The organism is Moraxella sp. VT-16-12 (assembly GCF_002224245.2).
Lineage (GTDB): Bacteria > Pseudomonadota > Gammaproteobacteria > Pseudomonadales > Moraxellaceae > Moraxella.
In genome coordinates this window covers 78,166-97,241 of sequence record NZ_NKHK02000005.1, presented here as the reverse complement: position 1 = coordinate 97,241, position 19,076 = coordinate 78,166, and the positions used below count along the sequence as shown (strand labels likewise).

The following is a 19,076-nucleotide window of genomic DNA, read 5'->3' as shown; positions in this document are numbered from 1 at the left end:
ACAACAATGCCTATCGCAAGGTAGGCATTTATCATGTAAACAAGAAAAACCAAGAGAGTAAAATTATGAAAACTTCTTATGATTTAGTGGTCATCGGTGGCGGACCGGGCGGTTATGAAGCTGCCATTCGTGGGGCTCAGCTGGGCTTTTCTGTGGCGTGTATTGAAAAACGTATCCACAAAGGTGAGCCTGCTTTGGGTGGCACGTGTCTGAATGTCGGCTGTATTCCATCAAAGGCACTCTTAGACAGCTCACATCGCTACGAAGCGACCAAACATGAGCTTGCTGAGCATGGTATCAGCACAGGTGAAGTTGCCATTGATGTTGCTAAAATGCTTGAACGTAAAGACAGCATTGTTAAGGGTTTGACCGCTGGGGTGGCAGGACTTTTAAAAGGCAATGGCGTGGACTGGCTACAAGGCGTGGGTACGCTGCTTGATGGCAAAGGTGAGCAAAAACAAGTCAAATTTACCAATCATGATGGCGAAGAAACCGTTATTACTACTAAGTATGTCATTTTGGCGACAGGTTCTGTGCCGATTGAGATTCCTGTTGCCAAAACCGATGGTGAGTACATTGTTGATAGCACAGGTGCGTTAGAGTTTAGCGAAGCCCCTAAGCGTCTAGGTGTGATTGGTGCGGGTGTGATTGGTTTGGAGCTTGGCTCGGTATGGCGTCGTTTGGGCAGTGAAGTGGTGGTGTATGAAGCCATGCCAACTTTCTTGGCTGCGGCTGACAAAGACATTTCAAAAGAAGCTGCCAAACTTTTGAAAAAACAAGGGCTTGATATTCGTGTGGACACCAAAGTAACCAACGCTGAAGTGGTCAATGGTGAAGTGGTGGTAACCACCGATGTCAAAGGCGAAACCAAAACAGAAGTCTTTGACAAACTCATCGTTTGTGTGGGTCGTCGTGCGTACAGCGAAAAGCTATTGGCAGAAGGCTGTGGCATTACGCTTACCGAGCGTGGTTTGGTGGCAGTTGATGACCAATGCAAAACCAATCTAGATGGTGTGTATGCCATTGGTGATTTGGTGCGTGGACCAATGCTGGCTCATAAAGCGATGGAAGAAGGCATGATGGCGGTGGAGCGTCTGCATGGCGAAAAAGCCCAAGTCAACTACGACACCATCATCAGCGTGATTTATACACACCCAGAGATTGCGTGGGTGGGTCTGACCGAAGAGCAAGCCAAAGAAAAAGGTCATGAAGTCAAAACAGGCTCATTTAGCCTAGCTGCCAATGGTCGTGCTTTGGCACAAGGCGAAGGTGTGGGACTGATTAAAGTGGTGGCTGATACCAAAACTGACCGCTTGCTTGGTATGCACATGGTGGGTGTGGGTGCTGGTGATATTGTTCACCAAGGCATGATTGCTCTTGAATTTGTGTCTAGCATTGAAGATTTGCAGCTGATGACCTTTGCTCACCCAACGGTGTCAGAAGCAGTACATGAAGCAGCATTATCGGCTGATGGTCGGGCGATTCATGCCATTCAACGCAAAAAACGCTAGGTCATTTACATGCTTTAATTTTTGAGCTATATCTAAAAATTGCATGTCATATAAAAATAGATGGTATTTTGCCATCTATTTTTTATGTCGGGTATGTTGTTTGTAAGCAAGGGTAAACAATTGGTATTAAAGTGGTTTTTATGTTATAATAAAATGTAATGATGATAACTTTGCAGTTATAATGAAAACTCCCTTTCTTTACTCGATGAGTAGTATGTTACTTATCACTGCCTTATCAGGCTGCCAAGCCATCAGTAACTGGCAGCCCGCATCAGGTCCTAGCAAAAGAATCATAGAACAACAGGTAGATACCGCAGGCACAGGTCTAACCATCATTGATATTGACAATCAAATCACTCATCGGACCACAGATGTAAGCCCAAACAGGCGTTTTTCCGATTATTTTCGTACGTCATCAGGCTTTAATAACACCATCAATGCAGGCGATGTGGTGGATGTGTCCATTTGGGAAGCACCCCCTGCCTTATTATTTGGTTCTGCCAGCGATATTGCCACTTTAACAGGTTCAAAAGAAGTGAAATTACCCGAACAGATGGTGGATAATCGTGGACAGATTACCATTCCTTTTGTGGGTAAACTGGTTGTTTCGGGCAAAACCCCACAACAAGTGCAGGACATGATTGTTAAAGGCTTGCACAAAAAGGCTAACAACCCAAGTGCGGTCGTACGCATTGCCAAAAATAATACTGCTGATATCACCATCATTGGCGAAGTCAATAACAGTACTCGCATGCCATTGACAGGCAAAGGAGAGAGACTGTTAGATGCCATTGCTGCCGCAGGTGGTACAAAGCACCCATCTAGCCGTGTAACCATTCAGCTCAACCGCCGTGGACAATCGGTGGAGATGCCCTTTGATAAGGTGATGAGCGACCCTGCCCAAAATGTCTTATTACAAAAAGGCGACGTGGTGGCGGTGCATTATCAAACCAAAAGTTTTACCGTATTAGGAGCGGTCGCCAAAAATGATGAGATTAGCTTTGAGACAGGTGGCATCTCACTCATGCAAGCATTGGCTCGGGCAGGTGGTTTAAATGACAGTCGGGCAGATGCTCGTGGTGTGTTTATTTTTCGTCAAGAATCCATTAATGTTTTAAATGCTGAGCAATACCAAGCTTTGCCCCCAGAGTTTCGTCGCCAGTCTATTGTGCCTGTTATTTATCGCTTAAATCTTAAAGACCCCATTAACTATATTGTCGCTCAAAACTTTGCCGTTAAGGACAAAGATTTGATTTATGTGTCTAATGCCCCAGCCGTGGAGTTTCGTAAATTTGTTACTTTGATAGGACAAGGAGCATTTATTATTAACACCATAGATAATTTAAATGAATGATGGGGACAATATGTTAAAAAAACCAAAAATTAAAAAAATCACCACATATTTAGACCCTTTATTTTGGTTGTGTGTGGTTGTGCCAACACTACTGCTGTCTATTTATTATGGATTTATTGCCTCTGATGTTTATACGTCAGAATCTAAATTTGTCATCAGAAGCCCTAATCAGCAATCCACCTCAGGATTGGGCATGATGCTACAAAATATTGGATTTAGTGCTTCATCTGATGACAGTTATTTGGTGCGTGATTATTTGACCAGTCGTGATGCTACCCAAAATCTAAAAGACGAGCTGGACATTCAAAATAAATATTCTGATAAGTCAGTGGACATTGTCAGCCGTTTTGGGGTGATAAAAAAACCCACCTTTGAGAATTTTTATGAATATTTTGATAAAAAAGTCAAAGTGGTTTATGACCCAGCGTCTTCCATTTCCACCTTACAAATAGAAGCTTATACTGCCGATGACGCTCAAAAAATCAATCAGGCCTTATTAAAGATGAGCGAAGACGTCATTAACCGCATTAACAATAATGCCAAAAATGACATTTTGGTCGCCTCTGAAAAAGAAGTCAAAGAAGCCCAAGACAAATCATCGGCTGCTGCCAATAATTTGGCAGAATATCGGGTAAAAAATGAAGTCTTTAATCCAGAAGGACAGTCTGCCATTGTGCTGCAAGAGATTTCAAAATTGCAAGATGCACTCATTCAGACCGAAACGCAATTAACCCAAGCCAAAGAAATCACCCCAGAAAACCCACAAATCAAAGCGATGGAAACGCGCATTAAAAGCCTAAAAAAGAACATCGCCGAAAAATCCAAACTGGTGACTGGCCCCACAGACGTGTCGCTTTCTAATCGCTCGGTGGAGTTTCAGCGCTTGCAATTAGAAAAAGAGCTGGCGGACAAACAACTGGTGTCTGCGATGGCAAGCTATGAGCAGGCCAAAATTGATTTTAATCAAAAACAGCTGTATTTAGAGACCTTAGCTGCGCCTTCACTGCCTGATGAAGCCACCAAGCCTGAACGCTTTAAAAATGCGGTGTCGGGATTGGTGTTCTGTCTTTTGTTGTGGGGGACACTGCGTTTGTTCATCGCTGGGGTGAAAGAGCATAATGACTAATTATTTATCGTCCTTTAAGGCATTTGGTCATTCTTTAAAAATTCAGTTTAGAGTGGTTTATGCCCTGCTCATGCGTGAGATTATCACGCGCTATGGACGACATAATATTGGTTTTGCGTGGCTTTTTATTGAGCCAACGATTTTTGTGGCTTTCATTTCTTTATTTTGGGGACTGGTTCGAGCGGGACAGCATGGCATAGAAATGATTCCGTTTGCAGTGATTGGTTATTCGGTGGTGTTATGTTGGCGTAATAGTGCCAGCAAAGTCACCAAAGCCATAGGCGCCAATTCAGGGTTGTTATATCATCGTAATGTGACCATTTTGGACGTGTTTTTGGCGCGAATATGGTTGGAGATTTTTGGGGCGCTGATTTCATTTTTATTATTGTCTTTTATTTTTTATGTGCTCGGCGAGATGTCTTTACCCAATGATTTTTTATACATGGTTTATGGTGGGGCATTGTTGGTGTGGTTTACCGTGGCGTTTTCATTTGTAATGGGATCACTGTGTGAATTATCAGATTTGGTAAATCGCCTTTGGGGTATGATTAGCTTTGTCATGTTTCCCATTTCAGGGGCGTTATTTTTTGTGCATTGGCTGCCTGAGATTGCTAAAGAATATATTTTATATGTGCCCATGGTACATTTTACCGAAATGATTCGTCATGGGTATTATGGTGATGTGATTCCCACTTATGAAAGTATTGCTTATATGATTTCTTGTAATATTATCTTGTCTTTTGTTGGTTTGATGTTAATCAGACATATTAGCCATAAAGCAGAAATATAAAAAATATGATTAAATTAGAACATGTTACCAAAGTTTACCCCTTTGGCAAAGGCAAAAGAGAAGTACTAAAAGACATCAATCTCACCATTGACAACGGTGAAAAAGTTGGTATATTGGGCAGAAATGGCGCGGGCAAATCCACATTGGTCAGATTATTAGGTGGTGTGGAAAAACCCACTTCAGGCAAAATCATTAAAGACATGAACATTTCATGGCCAATTGCATTCAGTGGAGCGTTTCAAGGCAGTCTGACCGGCGCGGATAATGTTCGTTTTGTCTGTCGCATTTATAACACAGATTATCATCAAGCGATGGTGATGGTGGAATCCTTTGCTGAATTGGGCAAATACTTATATGAGCCTGTTAGAGTCTATTCATCAGGCATGAAAGCAAGATTGGCCTTTGCCATTTCTATGGCGATTGATTTTGACTGTTATTTGATTGATGAAGTGATTTCGGTGGGGGATGCCAGTTTTAAACAAAAATGCCAAACTGAGCTGTTTGAAAAACGTGGGCATAAAGCGATGATTTTGGTGTCTCATGAGCTAAATCTGGTCAAAAAATATTGTGATAAAGCCGCCATTTTAGATGCTGGGGTGATGACAGTATTTGATGATATGGAAGAGGCGTTTGGGGTTTATCGTGGTTTGTGATTTTTGGTAAATAATTTAACTTATCTGTTGGTACATGGGTGTAAAATGAATAAAATTGTAATTGTTGGATATTTGGAGGCTCTAGACCAGCAACCCAACCAATACTAGACTGGCTATATGAAATACAACGGTCAATTAAGTGCCTATAAAGTCAAAAAAATCATTAAATTGTTTTGTGTTGATGCGGATGTTGTCAAAATAATGCTTTTGATTAGCATTAAGCGTAATACAATTAACCATCGATACAACATCTTTCGTCAAGAAATTTATAAGTACCAAGTCAGAAAATATTATTATATGTGAAATAGAGCTTGACAAAAGCTACTTTGGTGCTAAATGCCAACGTAACTTTCATGGTAAGCTCAAGCGTGATCGTGGTGTACTAAAAACCTTTTTAGCATCTTTGAAAGAGATGATGGGGTCTATCTATGGGCTGTCATACTAGCCAAGTTTAATGGTATAACTGTCAACTTTGAGCTCCACTTAAAAGAATGCGAGTAGTGTTGAAATAAAGATGTTGATAAACTGCAACATTATTTATGGGATTTGGTTAATTTTTTAGGTTTGGTGGTATGGAATCATGACACTTACTTTTTTTTGTGAAAAAAACCAAGCATGTCGTCATAGATGAAGAGATATGTTAATGCAATGATGTTAGTTAATAATGTGGGTTAGTGGTGTTTTCAGGTACGAAAACATAGATATTAAGGATGCGTTTAGCAACTTGGCATATATAAGGTGAGATAATGGAGCAACAAAACAGTGTACGTAAAGATTCAGTGGTGATATATGGTGCGGGTGCTGGTGGTAGAGAGTTGTTTTATCATCTATGTAATAAAAATGAATATCATGTGGCGGGCTTTATAGATGATAATAAGACACTTGATGACGACAATATTGAAGGGGTGGGCATTTATGAGCCAATCCATCTTAAATCCATCATTGATCAGTATGGTGTTAAGATTGTCATTTTGGCCATCCCCTCACTGCCACAAAAAAGACGCTTGGAGATTTATGGGTTTTTAAATCAATTTCCAGTAAAAGTACTCACTTTGCCTAACTTAACTGATATTTTGCTAGGGCGTGCAAATACGTCACAAATTTATGACATTCAATTAGAGGATTTGTTGGGTAGAAATGTAGTGAAGCCATTAGGTGATTTGCTAAATAAAAATATCACAAATAAAACTGTATTAATTACAGGAGCTGGTGGTTCAATTGGTAGTGAGCTTGCCAGACAGGTGGTGAAATTAAATCCAAAAACACTAATTTTGTTTGATGTATCTGAATATGCACTATACACCATAGAAACTGAATTAAAAAAAGGCAATGATGCATTACCTATTTTTTCTATGATAGGTAGTGTGTTGGACAACATTGTACTCAGCCACATTTATTCTAAATTTTATGTTGATACTGTGTATCATGCCGCTGCTTATAAACATGTGCCAATGGTTGAGCATAATCCTTTTGCGGGTGTGATTAATAATTTTATTGGTACAGCAAATTGCGTAAGAGCAGCTATCAAGGCGGGTGTAGATACCTTTATTTTGATTTCGACAGATAAGGCTGTTCGCCCAACCAACATTATGGGTTGCAGTAAGAGACTGTCGGAAATTGTTTGTCAGGGCTTAGCCGCCAATCCAAATCATAAGACTAAGATCTCTATGGTGCGATTTGGCAATGTTTTAGGATCATCTGGATCAGTCATCCCTTTGTTTAAGCGACAGATTCAAGAGGGTGGACCTGTCACTGTAACACATCCTGAAATTACCCGTTATTTTATGACTATTCCTGAGGCATCCCAGCTTGTGATTCAGGCAGGGGCGATGGCGATGGGTGGCGATGTTTTTTTATTGGATATGGGTAAGCCTGTGAAGATTAATGATCTGGCTCAAAAAATGATTCGACTAAGTGGCCATGCCATCAAGAATCAATCCAATCCTGATGGTATTGATATTATTTATACAGGGTTAAGACCTGGTGAAAAGCTGTATGAAGAACTGCTTATTTCGGGAGAGGGTTTGCAAAAAACAGAACACCCCTTGATTATAAAAGCAATGGAAAAAAGCTTCCCAATTGATGAGATAGAAATATTTGAATCGAATTTATTAAAAGCTTACGAGGATAATAATATTCTATGGTTGATTAATCAACTAAGCTATTTTGTTGATGGTTATATCAAAAGCCATCTTATTCAAGCATATTAATTTTTTTAGGTGCTAAACTACTATGATTCATGATCAAAAATTTCTTCCTTTTTCTTTGCCTGACATTACAGAGGTCGAAATTCAAGAGGTGGTCGAAACCTTGCGTTCTGGCTGGGTGACGACGGGCCCAAAAGCGAGGCAATTTGAACAAGATTTTATCACATTCCTAGGTGATGAGACTCTTGAAGCGATCGCAGTAAATTCTGCCACATCAGGATTGCATCTTGCACTAGAAGCAGTGGGGGTGCAAGCGGGTGATGAGGTGATCGTACCCACCTATACGTTTACTGCTACTGCAGAAGTGGTGCGTTATTTAGGTGCGCACCCTGTGTTCGTGGACTCTGATCCCAACACTTACTGTATTGATCCTGTGCTGATTGAAGCGGCGATTACAACCAAAACGAAGGCAATCATCCCTGTGCATTTTGCGGGCTTGTCTGCGGATATGGATGCTATTTTAAGCATAGCTAAGCAACACAAGCTAAAAGTCATAGAGGATGCCGCTCATGCCTTTCCAACAAAATACAAAGGTGATTTAATCGGCACACTCCAGAGTGATGCCACGGTCTTTAGTTTTTATGCAAATAAAACCATGACTACAGGTGAAGGCGGTATGTTGGTTTCAAGAGATAAAGCGTTGATTAAGCGCGCTAAAGTTATGAGACTGCATGGTATTAGTCGAGATGCTTTCGATCGTTACCAATCAAAAACACCAGCATGGTTTTATGAAGTCATTGAGCCAGGGTATAAGTATAATCTACCAGACATCTGTGCTGCGATCGGTGTGCAGCAGCTAAAACGCATTAACGAGTTTCAAAAAAAGCGAGAGCTGCTCGCAGAGGCGTACCATGAAGCACTAAAAGATCTCCCCATCATTCTACCATTTGTTGCGAATAAAGAGGCAGGACATCAACATGCGTGGCACCTGTACCCCATTCAACTAACGGCTGGAGCAGGCATATCACGAGAAGATTTTATTATACAGATGTCGAAGTTTGGCATCGGTTGTTCTGTGCATTTTATTCCACTACATAAACACCCTGTATGGAGAGACATGTATCATTTACAGCCTGAGCATTTCCCAGTGGCAGAGCAGTTATATGCTCATGAAGTGTCTATCCCGCTATTTACAAAAATGACCACAGAAGATCAGAGTCGTATCATAAATAGCCTAAAAAAAATCTTAAGTGGTGATGGCGCTGCTTAAAATCAGTCTTTGAGACTCTTCCATTATCTTATTTATTGCTAAATCCATGAAAGGCATAACATGAAATTACTAAAAGACTTAAATCGCAATGATGTAGAAGCTTCGTTAAAAAGTATGGCAAAAAATAAAGATGCTGTGGTGCGAAAGCTTAAAAAACTACAGCGCGATCCAGAGCTATTTTTTAAGGATATGTATCAAAAAAGAAGCAAGCAGTTCATCGGAAAAATCCCTGTCAGATATGAGGGAAAAAATCAGTTTACGGTCGTTTCTGCTGCCTATAATGTGGAAAAATACCTTGATGAATATTTTCGTTCACTGGTGAGTCAGACGCTGGATTTTAAAAAACATATTCAGGTGATTTTAGTGGATGATGGTTCTACGGATAATACCGCAAAAATCATCAAAAAATGGCAAAAAAAATACCCTAACAATATTCATTATTATTACAAAAAAAATGGTGGTCAGGCGTCTGCTCGCAGTATGGGCATTGATTATATTATGACAGATTGGTGTACTTTTATTGATCCAGATGATTTTTTAGATATAGATTATTTTAAAAATATTGACAATGCCATTGAAACACACAAAGATTTATGGATGGTGTCTTGTAATTTAATTTTCTATTATGAACAAAGTAAACAGTACAAAGATACGCATCCTCAGAATTATAAATTTAAGCAAAATATTACCTGTTTTGATGTAAAAGATGAAAATCAATACATTCAACTTTCGGTAAGCTTAGCAATCCTAAATAGCAAAATCATTAAAGAAAACAATCTAAGATTTGATACTAGAATTAAGCCCTCGTTTGAGGATGCAACTTTTATGATGAACTATGCCTTGGCATTACATCAGCAGCAGGGTAGGGTGGCGTTTATTAAAGATGCAAAATATTATTATCGCAAAAGAGAGGATGGTAGCAGTACGCTGGATACAGGCTGGGCGAAACCCTCAGGCTATGATGAGGTGCTACGTTATGGTTGCCTACAGACATTAAAGAATTATAAAGAAGCGCTAGGTTATGTTCCAAAATTTATCCAAAACTCAGTGATGTATTACCATATTTGGCAAATAAAAGGTATTGTAAATAAGCATGATGCGTTAAATTTTCTTAGTCAGGCACAAAAAGACACTTATGTGTCCTTATTGAAAGAAGTCTTTAGTTATATTGATGAAGATGCCATTGATGCTTTTAGTCTTGCAGGCACATGGTTTTATGAAAAGTCAGGGATGCTAAATTTATATAAAAATCAAGCACCTAACAAGGATAGGCAGATTGCGTATGTTGAAAAATACGATGTGGTAAAAAATGAGGTTCTGATATATTATTTTGCACCAAAAGACAGTCATGCGATGTTTTTTGACCATGATAGTATAGTGCAGCCAACACATAAAAAAATTCTGCGTCATAATTTTTTAGAGCACACTTTTATTTATGAGTATCGCTATTGGCTGCCTTTGTCTGATGATGGCGATATTTCAGTGGCGATAGATGGTAATAAAGCTAAGATAGGTTTCGCGGGTCAGCACGTTCGTACACCTATTAAGACCACTGAGATTAAGAATTACTATGCAAAACTTTTTAAATATCCAGTAAAAAATAATACATGGATTATTATGGATCGAGATGTTCAGGCGGATGATAATGCTGAGCATTTCTATCGTTATTTAATGACCCAGCATCCAGCGCAGCCTGCCTATTTTGCACTGCGTAGAAGTTCCCATGATTGGGATAGATTGAAAGCAGAAGGCTTTCAGTTGCTGGATTTTGGGTCGGTGCACTTTGAGACTGAATTAAAGAACTGTGCAAAAATCATCAGCTCCCATATTGATGATTATATTGTGGACTATTTTGGCGATAAAGGGTTGGTTGGAAAAGACTTCGTTTTTTTGCCGCATGGTGTCACCCAAAACGATTTATATGCTTGGTATAATTCAAAGATTCAGTACATGACGCTGATGATTGTGTCCACACATGATGAATATCAATCTATTGCAGGAGATGATAATCATTATAAATATGGGAAAAAGGAGATTAAATTAACGGGATTTCCACGGCATGATGTGCTTTTAGCAGGGAATGTGAAAAATACTAAGCGCATTGTAGTGATGCCAACTTGGCGTAAATACTTACTTGGCAGGTATGATACGACACATGGGGTATTTTTGAGAAATCCTGACTTTATGGCATCTGAGTATGCACAGAAATGGCGATCATTTTTGGTCAGTGAGACATTGCAGCGACTGATTGAGACTTATCAGTATGAAATTGTGTTTGCTCCCCATAAAAATGTAGAAACCTATTTAGATCAGTTTAAATTGCCGAAAAATATTAAAATATGGCAAGCCAGTTCCGATGAAAGTATTCAAACATTGTTCCAGACCTCAGATTTAATGATTACGGATTATTCAAGCGTTGCATTTGAGATGGGTTATTTAGGTAAGGCAGTTTTGTATTATCAGTTTGATTTTGATGAGTTTTTTTCTGAACAATGGCAAAGAGGGTATTTTGATTATAAAACTCATGGCTTTGGAGCTGTATCGTATAATGAATCTGCGCTACTTGCAGATTTAGAGGCAATCTTAAAAAATAATGGCAAGGCACTGCCTGAATATCAGGCGCGCTTAGACAATACTTTCGCACATCGTGACTGTCAAAACTGTGAACGTGTATACCAGGCTATTACCGCACTAGATAGTCCTAAAGCTGGTGTATCGATAGATGGTAATGACTTCATCGCAGAAGCTTTGGGCTATGCAAAAGACAATCAGGAATGGATGCTTTTAGAGCAATTGCTGATGCAGCAGGAAGAACAGAGCACTACTGAGATCGCTCAAGCGATGTATATGCAGGGCAAATATCAAAAGCTAATGGAGTATTTGCCTACATCAGGTTTATCTCAAAAAGAGCAAACATATTGGATGATAAAAGCAAACTTCTGGTTGCAGGACTATCAATCGGCTATTGCTTATTTTTCTAAAAACAAACCCAAACAGATAAGTGATGTAATGTTGTACTTATTAGGCTGTGCCTATGTGGGTGATAATGATGCATTTTTAAAGCAATATCACAACTTGATAGATGGCACTGTAATGAATAAGAAGGTAAAAATATTAGTTGATGTCTTTAGTGCATTGCTTGAAAAAGACTATGCTTCTGTTTGCCAGCTAATAGATGAATCTATTCTGCATTCTGTGTGGACAGAGGATGAGCATCGATTATATAAGCCACAACTGATTGCCGCCATGGCATCCATACAGGATGAAGCGTACGCAGCTTGTTACCATTACATTAGAAGGCATAATGCCTGTTTGACAAGTAAAGACTATGCCAGTCATGTTGTGAGTGCTCAGATGGATTATGCGCAGGCAAGCTATCACTATTGTGTGGAGCATAGTGATATTCTCATACAAATGGGCGCAATGCTGATGCCTAATGATGTGCTGAATTATTTAAAGTCACTGTGCCACTTAAAACGCATGGATGCGTTTACTGCCTATCTTAATGGTGATTTTGATGTTGTTGTGAGTGATGAAGTATTGCTTGAGTTGTGTATCACGATGTTTACACAGTGTGGTGCATGGCGGGAAATTTTAACAGTGACTCAGCGAATGCGTAGTGAGCAAATGACAAAGTTTGCACCTATGATTGTTTTGGCGCATTATCGTATGGCATTGATTGATCAGGCATATCAATTGATTCGTAAGCCACAGGTGGATGATGGTTATGACTATTGGGAGTTGGTTGCAGAAATTGCATTGGTGGTGGGGGATAGGGTATTGGCAGAACAATGTTACCGTGGCATGGTCGCTGTATTTCCTAATGTAAATAAAGAACGCAATCTACAAAAACTGCTTGATATGCAGGTATCGTCTTAAAAGCATCTGAGTTTTTGATATTTTTGGTTGTTTGAACACTTGAATTATGCGGTTGTGCTGTTAATCAGGTGCATCATCTTTAGTGTCTAATAACGTTGAAGGTGATGCTTGATGAGTGTATTGCAATCACAGTTAAGTGATATAAGGCGTCTTGACAAAGCTTGTTGGCTTAAATGTCTTATGCTACTTTAGTTTTGTTTTTGTTCTAGAATGAGAGATGGGTATATTAGTGGTATTTTGATAATTGAGTTGGCAATTGTAGTAAATAGTAATCAGGGATGTTGAATCATCTATATGAAGTGGTGATAACTTCAATTCCTTTTAAACGCATTTGGCGATATATGATAGCATGAAAATTTGGCGTAAGATAAGAAAACTTATCAAAACCCCCGGCATATTTTTTAGGGACTACTTTGATAAGCGATATCCTTTTACGCATACAGAGTTGCAAATGAGTAAAAATAAAGAAGTTGCAACTCTGCTTGGTGAGCAGGATAGTAGGGTTTTTTCATCTAAGGAATGTCCAGTAGATGTGGTTTACACTTGGGTTGATAATACCGATCCTTTGTGGCAAGAAAGATATCAATTTCATAAATCAATTTATGAAAACAATCATCAATCATTGGGGAAATTTGCTACTAATGACGCACGATTTGAAAATCATGATGAATTATACTATTCCATTAAATCTGTGCAAAGAAATATGCCATGGATACGAAATATTTATCTAGTTACAGATAATCAAGTGCCTAAATGGATTGGTGGCTTTCAGGATGTAATATTAGTTTTTCATCATCAAATTATTGATGGGCAATATTTGCCCACATTTAATTCTCATGTAATCGAAGCATTTTTATATCGTATCCCAGAATTATCTGAGAATTTTTTGTATTTTAATGATGATGTTTTTGTGGCTAAGCCACTAAAAAAATCACATTTTTTCTCAGCCAATGGCGTAGCATCGCTTTTTGTATCCGCTAAGAGGCTAAGTGATATACAAAAAAGAGGATTGGACACCCCCACACTTAGTGCCTGCATGAGTGTCCAATCGTTACTTCAAAACCAATTTCCTATCAAGATTGATAATACCTTAGTGCATACTTACTATCCCCTCAAAAAGAGTGCTTATGAACAAGCGTGGACAATGTTTAAAGAAGAGATTGTGCGGTTTTTACCGAATAAATTTCGTACTAATAACGATTTAAATATGGCAACTTTTCTTGTGCCATGGCTGATGTATTGTCAACAACAATCGGTAGAAAAGATAGATGTTTGTTATTATTTTAATATTCGTTCACGAACAGCCTTGACTTGTTATGATAAATTATTGAAGCAACAAGATGAGAGTTTATTACCACATTCGTTTTGCGCCAATGATTTTTATGTTGATAATAATAGTCAAATTCCTGACTACAAAGAAAAACTCATTCAATTTTTGAATAAATATTATACTGTTTAAAAGAGTGCGCCATGACCCCCACCCACGCTATCATCCCCACCGCAGGTTTTGGTACACGTATGTTGCCACTGTCAAAGGCAGTGCCCAAAGAGATGTTGCCCCTAGGTGATAAACCTGCCATTCATTATGTGGTTATGGAGGCAGTACGTGCTGGTATTAAAAACATTGTGCTTGTTAATCATGCCCAAAAGCAAGCGATTGAAAACTATTTTGATATCAATGCCGAGCTTGACAGTCAGCTTCGCAGTAAAGGTAAAGACAGTTTAGCGGACAGTCTGAACTTTTTACCAGAGGGTGTGCGTATCATCAGTGTGCGTCAAGGCAAGCCCTTGGGGCTAGGGCATGCGGTATTACAAGGAGCAAGCGTGGTTGGTGATAATCCTTTTGTCGTACTGCTGCCTGATGTGGTGCTTGACCCTTTTAACACAGATTTTAGGGTGGATAATTTGGCGTATATGTTAAGCCAATTTACCCAAACAGGGCGTAGCCAGATTTTGGTTGACCCTGTGGCGGATAGTGAAGTGCATAAATACGGCATTGCTAAGCTCAACGATAAACTCACCATACAAAAATCAGATACCAATCAGTCTTTTGATGTGCTTGGCTTTGTAGAAAAGCCATCTTTGGAGGTTGCACCGTCCAATTTGGCGGTGGTGGGGCGATATGTGTTTTCAGCAAGGATTTTTGACTTTTTGGCAAAAACCAAACCAAGCGTGGGTGGTGAGATTCAGCTGACCGATGCTATTGATGCACTCATTAGTGAGCAGGGCATGGACGTGGTTACCTTAAAGGGCAACAGCTTTGATGCTGGCGACATGACAACTTATATGCAGGCGTTTATGTATTTTGCCAAGCATCTTGGCAAAGAGATTTGACATGGATAAATGCCGGCTTTGGCAAGCCTTACAGACACTTGCCCAAAATAATCAGACTTTGACCAAGTTGTTTGCTGATGATGACGAGCGTGGACAAAAATTTAGTGCCTCTGCCTGCGACATCTATATGGATTTTAGCAAACAGGCCATAGATGATAAAATTTTTGCCAAACTCATTGAGCTTGCCAACGTCTATGAGTTGTCCGCCAAAATTCATGCTCTGCTGATGGGTGAAAAGGTCAATGACACCGAACATCGCCCCGCACTACACACTGCTTTACGTAGCCCCAAAGACACACCACTGATGGTTGATGGCATGGATGTCAACGTCCAAGTACATGACAGCTTGGCTCGTGCCGATGACATGGTTCGCCGTATCCGCACAGGCGTATGGCGTGGTTTTGCAGGACATGCCATCACAGATGTGGTCAATATCGGTGTGGGTGGCTCGGATTTGGGGCCTTTGATGGCGACCACCGCCTTATCAGAGTGGGCGGACACAAGCATTCGTGTGCATTTTGTTTCCAATATGGATGGCACCCAGCTTGATGGGTTATTAAAAATACTCAGTCCGCAAACCACGCTGTTTATCATTTCATCCAAGTCTTTTGGGACGATTGACACATTATCCAATGCCAAAACTGCTTTGGGTTGGCTGTTGTCCGCTTGCGATAATCAAGACGCCATTTTACGCCGTCATTTTATTGGCATTTCCACTCGTCCTGATAAGATGAGCCAGTGGGGCATTCATAAAAACAATCAGCTGTTATTGTGGGACTGGGTGGGTGGCCGTTTTTCTATGTGGTCAGCCATTGGACTTGCCATTGCCATTAAAATTGGTATGGCAAATTTTTATGAGCTGCTCACTGGGGCAAATGACATGGATAAGCATTTTGCCACCGCAGATTTTACTCAAAATCTGCCCGTATTGCTTGGACTGATTGGTGTGTGGAACAGCACATTTTTGGGAATCAATGCTCACACTGTTTTACCTTATGATGGTAGGCTTAGCCATTTTCCCAGCTATTTGACTCAGCTTGAAATGGAATCCAACGGCAAATCCGTCAATAGGGCGGGCGAGCAGGTAGATTATGCCACTTGTCCGATTTTGTGGGGAGATATTGGCTCAAACGCTCAGCACGCTTTTTATCAGCTTTTGCACCAAGGCACGCAGCGAGTTTCTTGTGATTTTATCACACCAATTCGTCGCTATGATGACAGGCAAACTGCCTATGCCCATCTGTCCTATCAGCATGAGCTGTCTTTGTCAAATTGTCTGGCTCAAAGCCAAGTGTTGGCGTTTGGCAACCACGCTTTGCCAGCATCTTATCAGCATGACGATGAATTTGCCAAATTTAAGCAGTATCGTGGCAATCAGCCGTCCACCACCTTGTTACTTGATAGTCTGACCCCCAAAACTTTGGGGTCTTTGATTGCTTTGTATGAACATAAAGTCTATGTGATGAGCGTATTGTGGCAAATTAATCCCTTTGACCAGTGGGGTGTGGAGATTGGCAAAGTGATGGCAAATCGGGTGTATGATGCCTTGATAGGTGATGATGTGAGCGGTTTTGATTCATCAACCTGCACTTTGCTTACCAAGATAAAAGCCAAAACTGCCAAATAACCATGTGGACACGTTATGAAAAATTATCACGACATTTATATCATTGGGGCAAATCATGAAGCGATTAACGCAGGGATTTTGCTTGCCAGTTTGCATAAAGCCGTACATTTTTTAGCCTTGCCTGATGCCCTTGATGATACTTTGGCACATTATCAGTTTGACCGCCAAATCCACGCACTTTGGTCGCTTTATCGTCAGGACAAAATCACCACCTATCCCAAACACCATCGTGATGAAGTGATTGCGTTTTGTCAAAACGCCCAAGGCAAGCTATTATGGGTGTTTATTGACGAGCATAGCACTTGTGATGAGCTGGCGTTGATTGCCAAAATTGTGGATAACCCACACACCCAAGTCATTATTAGTGGCATTGGGGCGATGGGTCGCATACAACAATTTGCCGATAAATTCATTAGTAAATGGGTGTATTATTTGCCCTTTGTGTTTATGAAAGATGGAGCAAATTTTAGCAGTTTTTATCAAGCGGACTTGGTGCTGATTGGCGAAAAAACCCCAAACAGCGTGGGGCAATGTGAGATACTCTCCTTTTTAAAATCCCAAGCAACAACCCATCAAATCGCCCCCATCAAGACCATAGAGTTTGCCCGTGCCGCCATCATGGCACAGCTTGCCACACGTTTGTCGTTTATGAATGAAATGGCACGTCTTGCTGATAAAGAAAACATCAACATCAAAGACATAGAACGCATCATAGGCTCGGACAGCCGTGTGGGACATAGCTATTTGGGGGCAGGCTGGGGTTTTGGTGGCAAAAGTTTGCCGAGTGAGCTTGACTTATTAAAACACCAATTTGATGACCAAGCGGTCAAATCGCATGTGCTTGATGCGGTGATGCAAATTAACGAAGATCAAAAAGAGCTGATTTTTCGTAAATTTTGGCGATATTTTAATGGCTTTATTGAGCATAAAACAGTGCTGATTTGGGGGGCGGGCTATCGTAGTGGGGCAGGGATTAGCACAGGCAGTGCCATTCACCCACTATTGGCACTGTTGTGGTCGTATCAAATCAAGACAGTGGTTTATGCCAATCAAACCACCTTTGAGTTAAAGGCACGTTATGGCGATGAGCCGCTATTTCATCTGACAGATGATCCATATCAAGCCTTGGCAGATGTTGATGGTTTGTTTATCATTAACTGGTCAGGGCTGGCTAAACCTGACGTTCATGAGTTAAATAAAGCAAGCGTGCCAATCTTTGATGCCAAAAATATCTTATCTGATGATGATGTGGCGTGCTTGACGGGCGATTATATTGGTATTGGGCGAAAAAATTGACACGCCAGCCCACGCAAACGGACAAGGGGATAACCATGAAAAAAATTTTAGTAACAGGTGGGGCGGGTTATATTGGCTCACATACGTTGATTGAGCTTATCAAATTAGGCTTTGAGCCAGTGGTGTATGACAATTTATCCAATTCTAGCCCTGTGGCGATAGAGCGAGTGGAGCAGATTGTTGATCAAAAAATCGCCTTTATTAAGGGTGATGTGCTAGACAAAACGCACCTAACCCAAGTATTTACCGAGCATGAGTTTTTTGGGGTGATACATTTTGCTGGTTTAAAAGCGGTGGGCGAAAGCGTGGCAAAGCCCTTAAAATACTACCAAAACAATGTATCAGGCACGCTCAATCTTTTAGAAGTGATGACAGACTTTGGTGTCAAAAACTTCATCTTTTCATCATCAGCCACCGTGTATGGCGACCCTGAGATGTTGCCGATTGTGGAGACCGCCAGACGCTCTTGCACTAACCCCTATGGGCAGTCCAAGCTCACAGTGGAGTATGTTTTAGAAGACTTGGCAAAATCGGAGCGTGTGCCATCATGGAACATCATCAGCTTGCGTTATTTTAATCCCATTGGGGCGGACGCATCAGGCACCATTGGCGAAGACCCAAGCGACATTCCCAACAACTTAATGCCTTATATCTCGCAGGTGGCGGTGGGCAAACTTGAAAAACTCTCTGTGTTTGGCGATGATTATGACACGCCTGATGGCACGGGGGTGCGTGATTATATTCATGTGGTGGATTTGGCAAAAGGGCATGTTAAGGCGCTTGAATATATCGCCAAACAAACGTCTGCCTTTGGCTTTGAGCCGATAAATTTGGGCACAGGACATGGCACCAGTGTGTTAGAGCTAGTTGGTGCCTTTGTCAGCACCACTGGTCAAAACGTGCCTTATGTGATTGCTCCAAGACGAGCAGGGGATATTGCCACATGTTATGCCAGTGCTGATAAGGCCAAGACCTTGCTTGGTTGGACGGCTGAGTTTGACATTGAACGTATGTGTGTGGACACATGGCGTTGGCAGAGTCAAAATCCACAGGGTTATCATTCAAACTAGACCTAGACCTAGGCAAAAA

Annotated in this window: 13 protein-coding genes; all 13 read left to right on the top strand. The window is 40.7% G+C overall.

Translation table 11 applies throughout. From position 1 onward, the window contains the following. Positions 1-65 precede the first annotated feature (65 nt). The 13 genes from lpdA to galE all read left to right on the top strand — a co-directional run bounded on the left by lpdA (position 66) and on the right by galE (position 19,057). Positions 66-1,511 (top strand): dihydrolipoyl dehydrogenase, encoded by a 1,446-nt coding sequence (gene lpdA / locus CEW93_RS05855; RefSeq protein WP_089539516.1) that lies wholly within the window; start codon positions 66-68, stop codon positions 1,509-1,511. Between the two features lie 214 nt (positions 1,512-1,725). Continuing rightward, positions 1,726-2,865: a polysaccharide biosynthesis/export family protein gene (locus CEW93_RS05850; RefSeq protein ID WP_186727907.1), complete on the top strand. Its 1,140-nt coding sequence runs from the start codon at positions 1,726-1,728 to the stop codon at positions 2,863-2,865. A 10-nt stretch (positions 2,866-2,875) separates the two neighbouring features. Next, a complete protein-coding gene (locus CEW93_RS05845; RefSeq protein WP_089539599.1) occupies positions 2,876-3,991 on the top strand; it encodes a hypothetical protein in 1,116 nt (371 codons plus the stop codon). After that, positions 3,984-4,781, top strand: a complete 798-nt coding sequence (locus tag CEW93_RS05840) for an ABC transporter permease (protein WP_089539514.1) — start codon at positions 3,984-3,986, stop codon at positions 4,779-4,781. The genes CEW93_RS05845 and CEW93_RS05840 overlap by 8 nt, the downstream gene beginning before the upstream one ends. 5 nt (positions 4,782-4,786) lie before the next feature. After that, complete coding sequence (locus CEW93_RS05835) at positions 4,787-5,434, top strand: ABC transporter ATP-binding protein (RefSeq protein ID WP_089539513.1); 648 nt, start codon at positions 4,787-4,789, stop codon at positions 5,432-5,434. A gap of 746 nt (positions 5,435-6,180) precedes the next feature. Next, positions 6,181-7,644 (top strand): nucleoside-diphosphate sugar epimerase/dehydratase, encoded by a 1,464-nt coding sequence (locus tag CEW93_RS05825; protein ID WP_089539511.1) that lies wholly within the window; start codon positions 6,181-6,183, stop codon positions 7,642-7,644. A 22-nt stretch (positions 7,645-7,666) separates the two neighbouring features. Further along, on the top strand, positions 7,667-8,851 hold the full coding sequence (locus CEW93_RS05820) for a DegT/DnrJ/EryC1/StrS aminotransferase family protein (protein WP_089539510.1): 1,185 nt from the start codon (positions 7,667-7,669) through the stop codon (positions 8,849-8,851). 60 nt (positions 8,852-8,911) lie between these two features. Next, on the top strand, positions 8,912-12,730 hold the full coding sequence (locus CEW93_RS05815; RefSeq protein WP_089539509.1) for a CDP-glycerol glycerophosphotransferase family protein: 3,819 nt from the start codon (positions 8,912-8,914) through the stop codon (positions 12,728-12,730). A gap of 349 nt (positions 12,731-13,079) precedes the next feature. Then, the gene (locus tag CEW93_RS05810; RefSeq protein WP_089539508.1) at positions 13,080-14,189 is read left to right on the top strand and encodes a Stealth CR1 domain-containing protein; all 1,110 of its coding nucleotides are present in this window, start codon (positions 13,080-13,082) and stop codon (positions 14,187-14,189) included. 11 nt (positions 14,190-14,200) lie between these two features. Further along, on the top strand, positions 14,201-15,064 hold the full coding sequence (locus CEW93_RS05805; RefSeq protein WP_089539507.1) for a UTP--glucose-1-phosphate uridylyltransferase: 864 nt from the start codon (positions 14,201-14,203) through the stop codon (positions 15,062-15,064). 1 nt (position 15,065) lies between these two features. Beyond that, positions 15,066-16,691 (top strand): glucose-6-phosphate isomerase, encoded by a 1,626-nt coding sequence (gene pgi, locus CEW93_RS05800; protein ID WP_089539506.1) that lies wholly within the window; start codon positions 15,066-15,068, stop codon positions 16,689-16,691. Between the two features lie 15 nt (positions 16,692-16,706). Then, positions 16,707-17,987, top strand: coding sequence for a UDP-glucose 6-dehydrogenase (locus CEW93_RS05795; protein ID WP_089539505.1), 1,281 nt, complete (start codon positions 16,707-16,709; stop codon positions 17,985-17,987). A 35-nt stretch (positions 17,988-18,022) separates the two neighbouring features. Next, positions 18,023-19,057, top strand: a complete 1,035-nt coding sequence (galE, locus tag CEW93_RS05790) for a UDP-glucose 4-epimerase GalE (protein WP_089539504.1) — start codon at positions 18,023-18,025, stop codon at positions 19,055-19,057. Positions 19,058-19,076 lie beyond the last annotated feature (19 nt).

What these genes read in the sequence shown, in the direction of transcription:
- lpdA (WP_089539516.1), top strand. Translation starts at nt 66, where the DNA reads ATGAAAACTTCTTATGATTTAGTGGTCATCGGTGGCGGACCGGGCGGT.
- CEW93_RS05850 (WP_186727907.1), top strand. Translation starts at nt 1,726, where the DNA reads ATGTTACTTATCACTGCCTTATCAGGCTGCCAAGCCATCAGTAACTGG.
- CEW93_RS05845 (WP_089539599.1), top strand. Translation starts at nt 2,876, where the DNA reads ATGTTAAAAAAACCAAAAATTAAAAAAATCACCACATATTTAGACCCT.
- CEW93_RS05840 (WP_089539514.1), top strand. Translation starts at nt 3,984, where the DNA reads ATGACTAATTATTTATCGTCCTTTAAGGCATTTGGTCATTCTTTAAAA.
- CEW93_RS05835 (WP_089539513.1), top strand. Translation starts at nt 4,787, where the DNA reads ATGATTAAATTAGAACATGTTACCAAAGTTTACCCCTTTGGCAAAGGC.
- CEW93_RS05825 (WP_089539511.1), top strand. Translation starts at nt 6,181, where the DNA reads ATGGAGCAACAAAACAGTGTACGTAAAGATTCAGTGGTGATATATGGT.
- CEW93_RS05820 (WP_089539510.1), top strand. Translation starts at nt 7,667, where the DNA reads ATGATTCATGATCAAAAATTTCTTCCTTTTTCTTTGCCTGACATTACA.
- CEW93_RS05815 (WP_089539509.1), top strand. Translation starts at nt 8,912, where the DNA reads ATGAAATTACTAAAAGACTTAAATCGCAATGATGTAGAAGCTTCGTTA.
- CEW93_RS05810 (WP_089539508.1), top strand. Translation starts at nt 13,080, where the DNA reads ATGAAAATTTGGCGTAAGATAAGAAAACTTATCAAAACCCCCGGCATA.
- CEW93_RS05805 (WP_089539507.1), top strand. Translation starts at nt 14,201, where the DNA reads ATGACCCCCACCCACGCTATCATCCCCACCGCAGGTTTTGGTACACGT.
- pgi (WP_089539506.1), top strand. Translation starts at nt 15,066, where the DNA reads ATGGATAAATGCCGGCTTTGGCAAGCCTTACAGACACTTGCCCAAAAT.
- CEW93_RS05795 (WP_089539505.1), top strand. Translation starts at nt 16,707, where the DNA reads ATGAAAAATTATCACGACATTTATATCATTGGGGCAAATCATGAAGCG.
- galE (WP_089539504.1), top strand. Translation starts at nt 18,023, where the DNA reads ATGAAAAAAATTTTAGTAACAGGTGGGGCGGGTTATATTGGCTCACAT.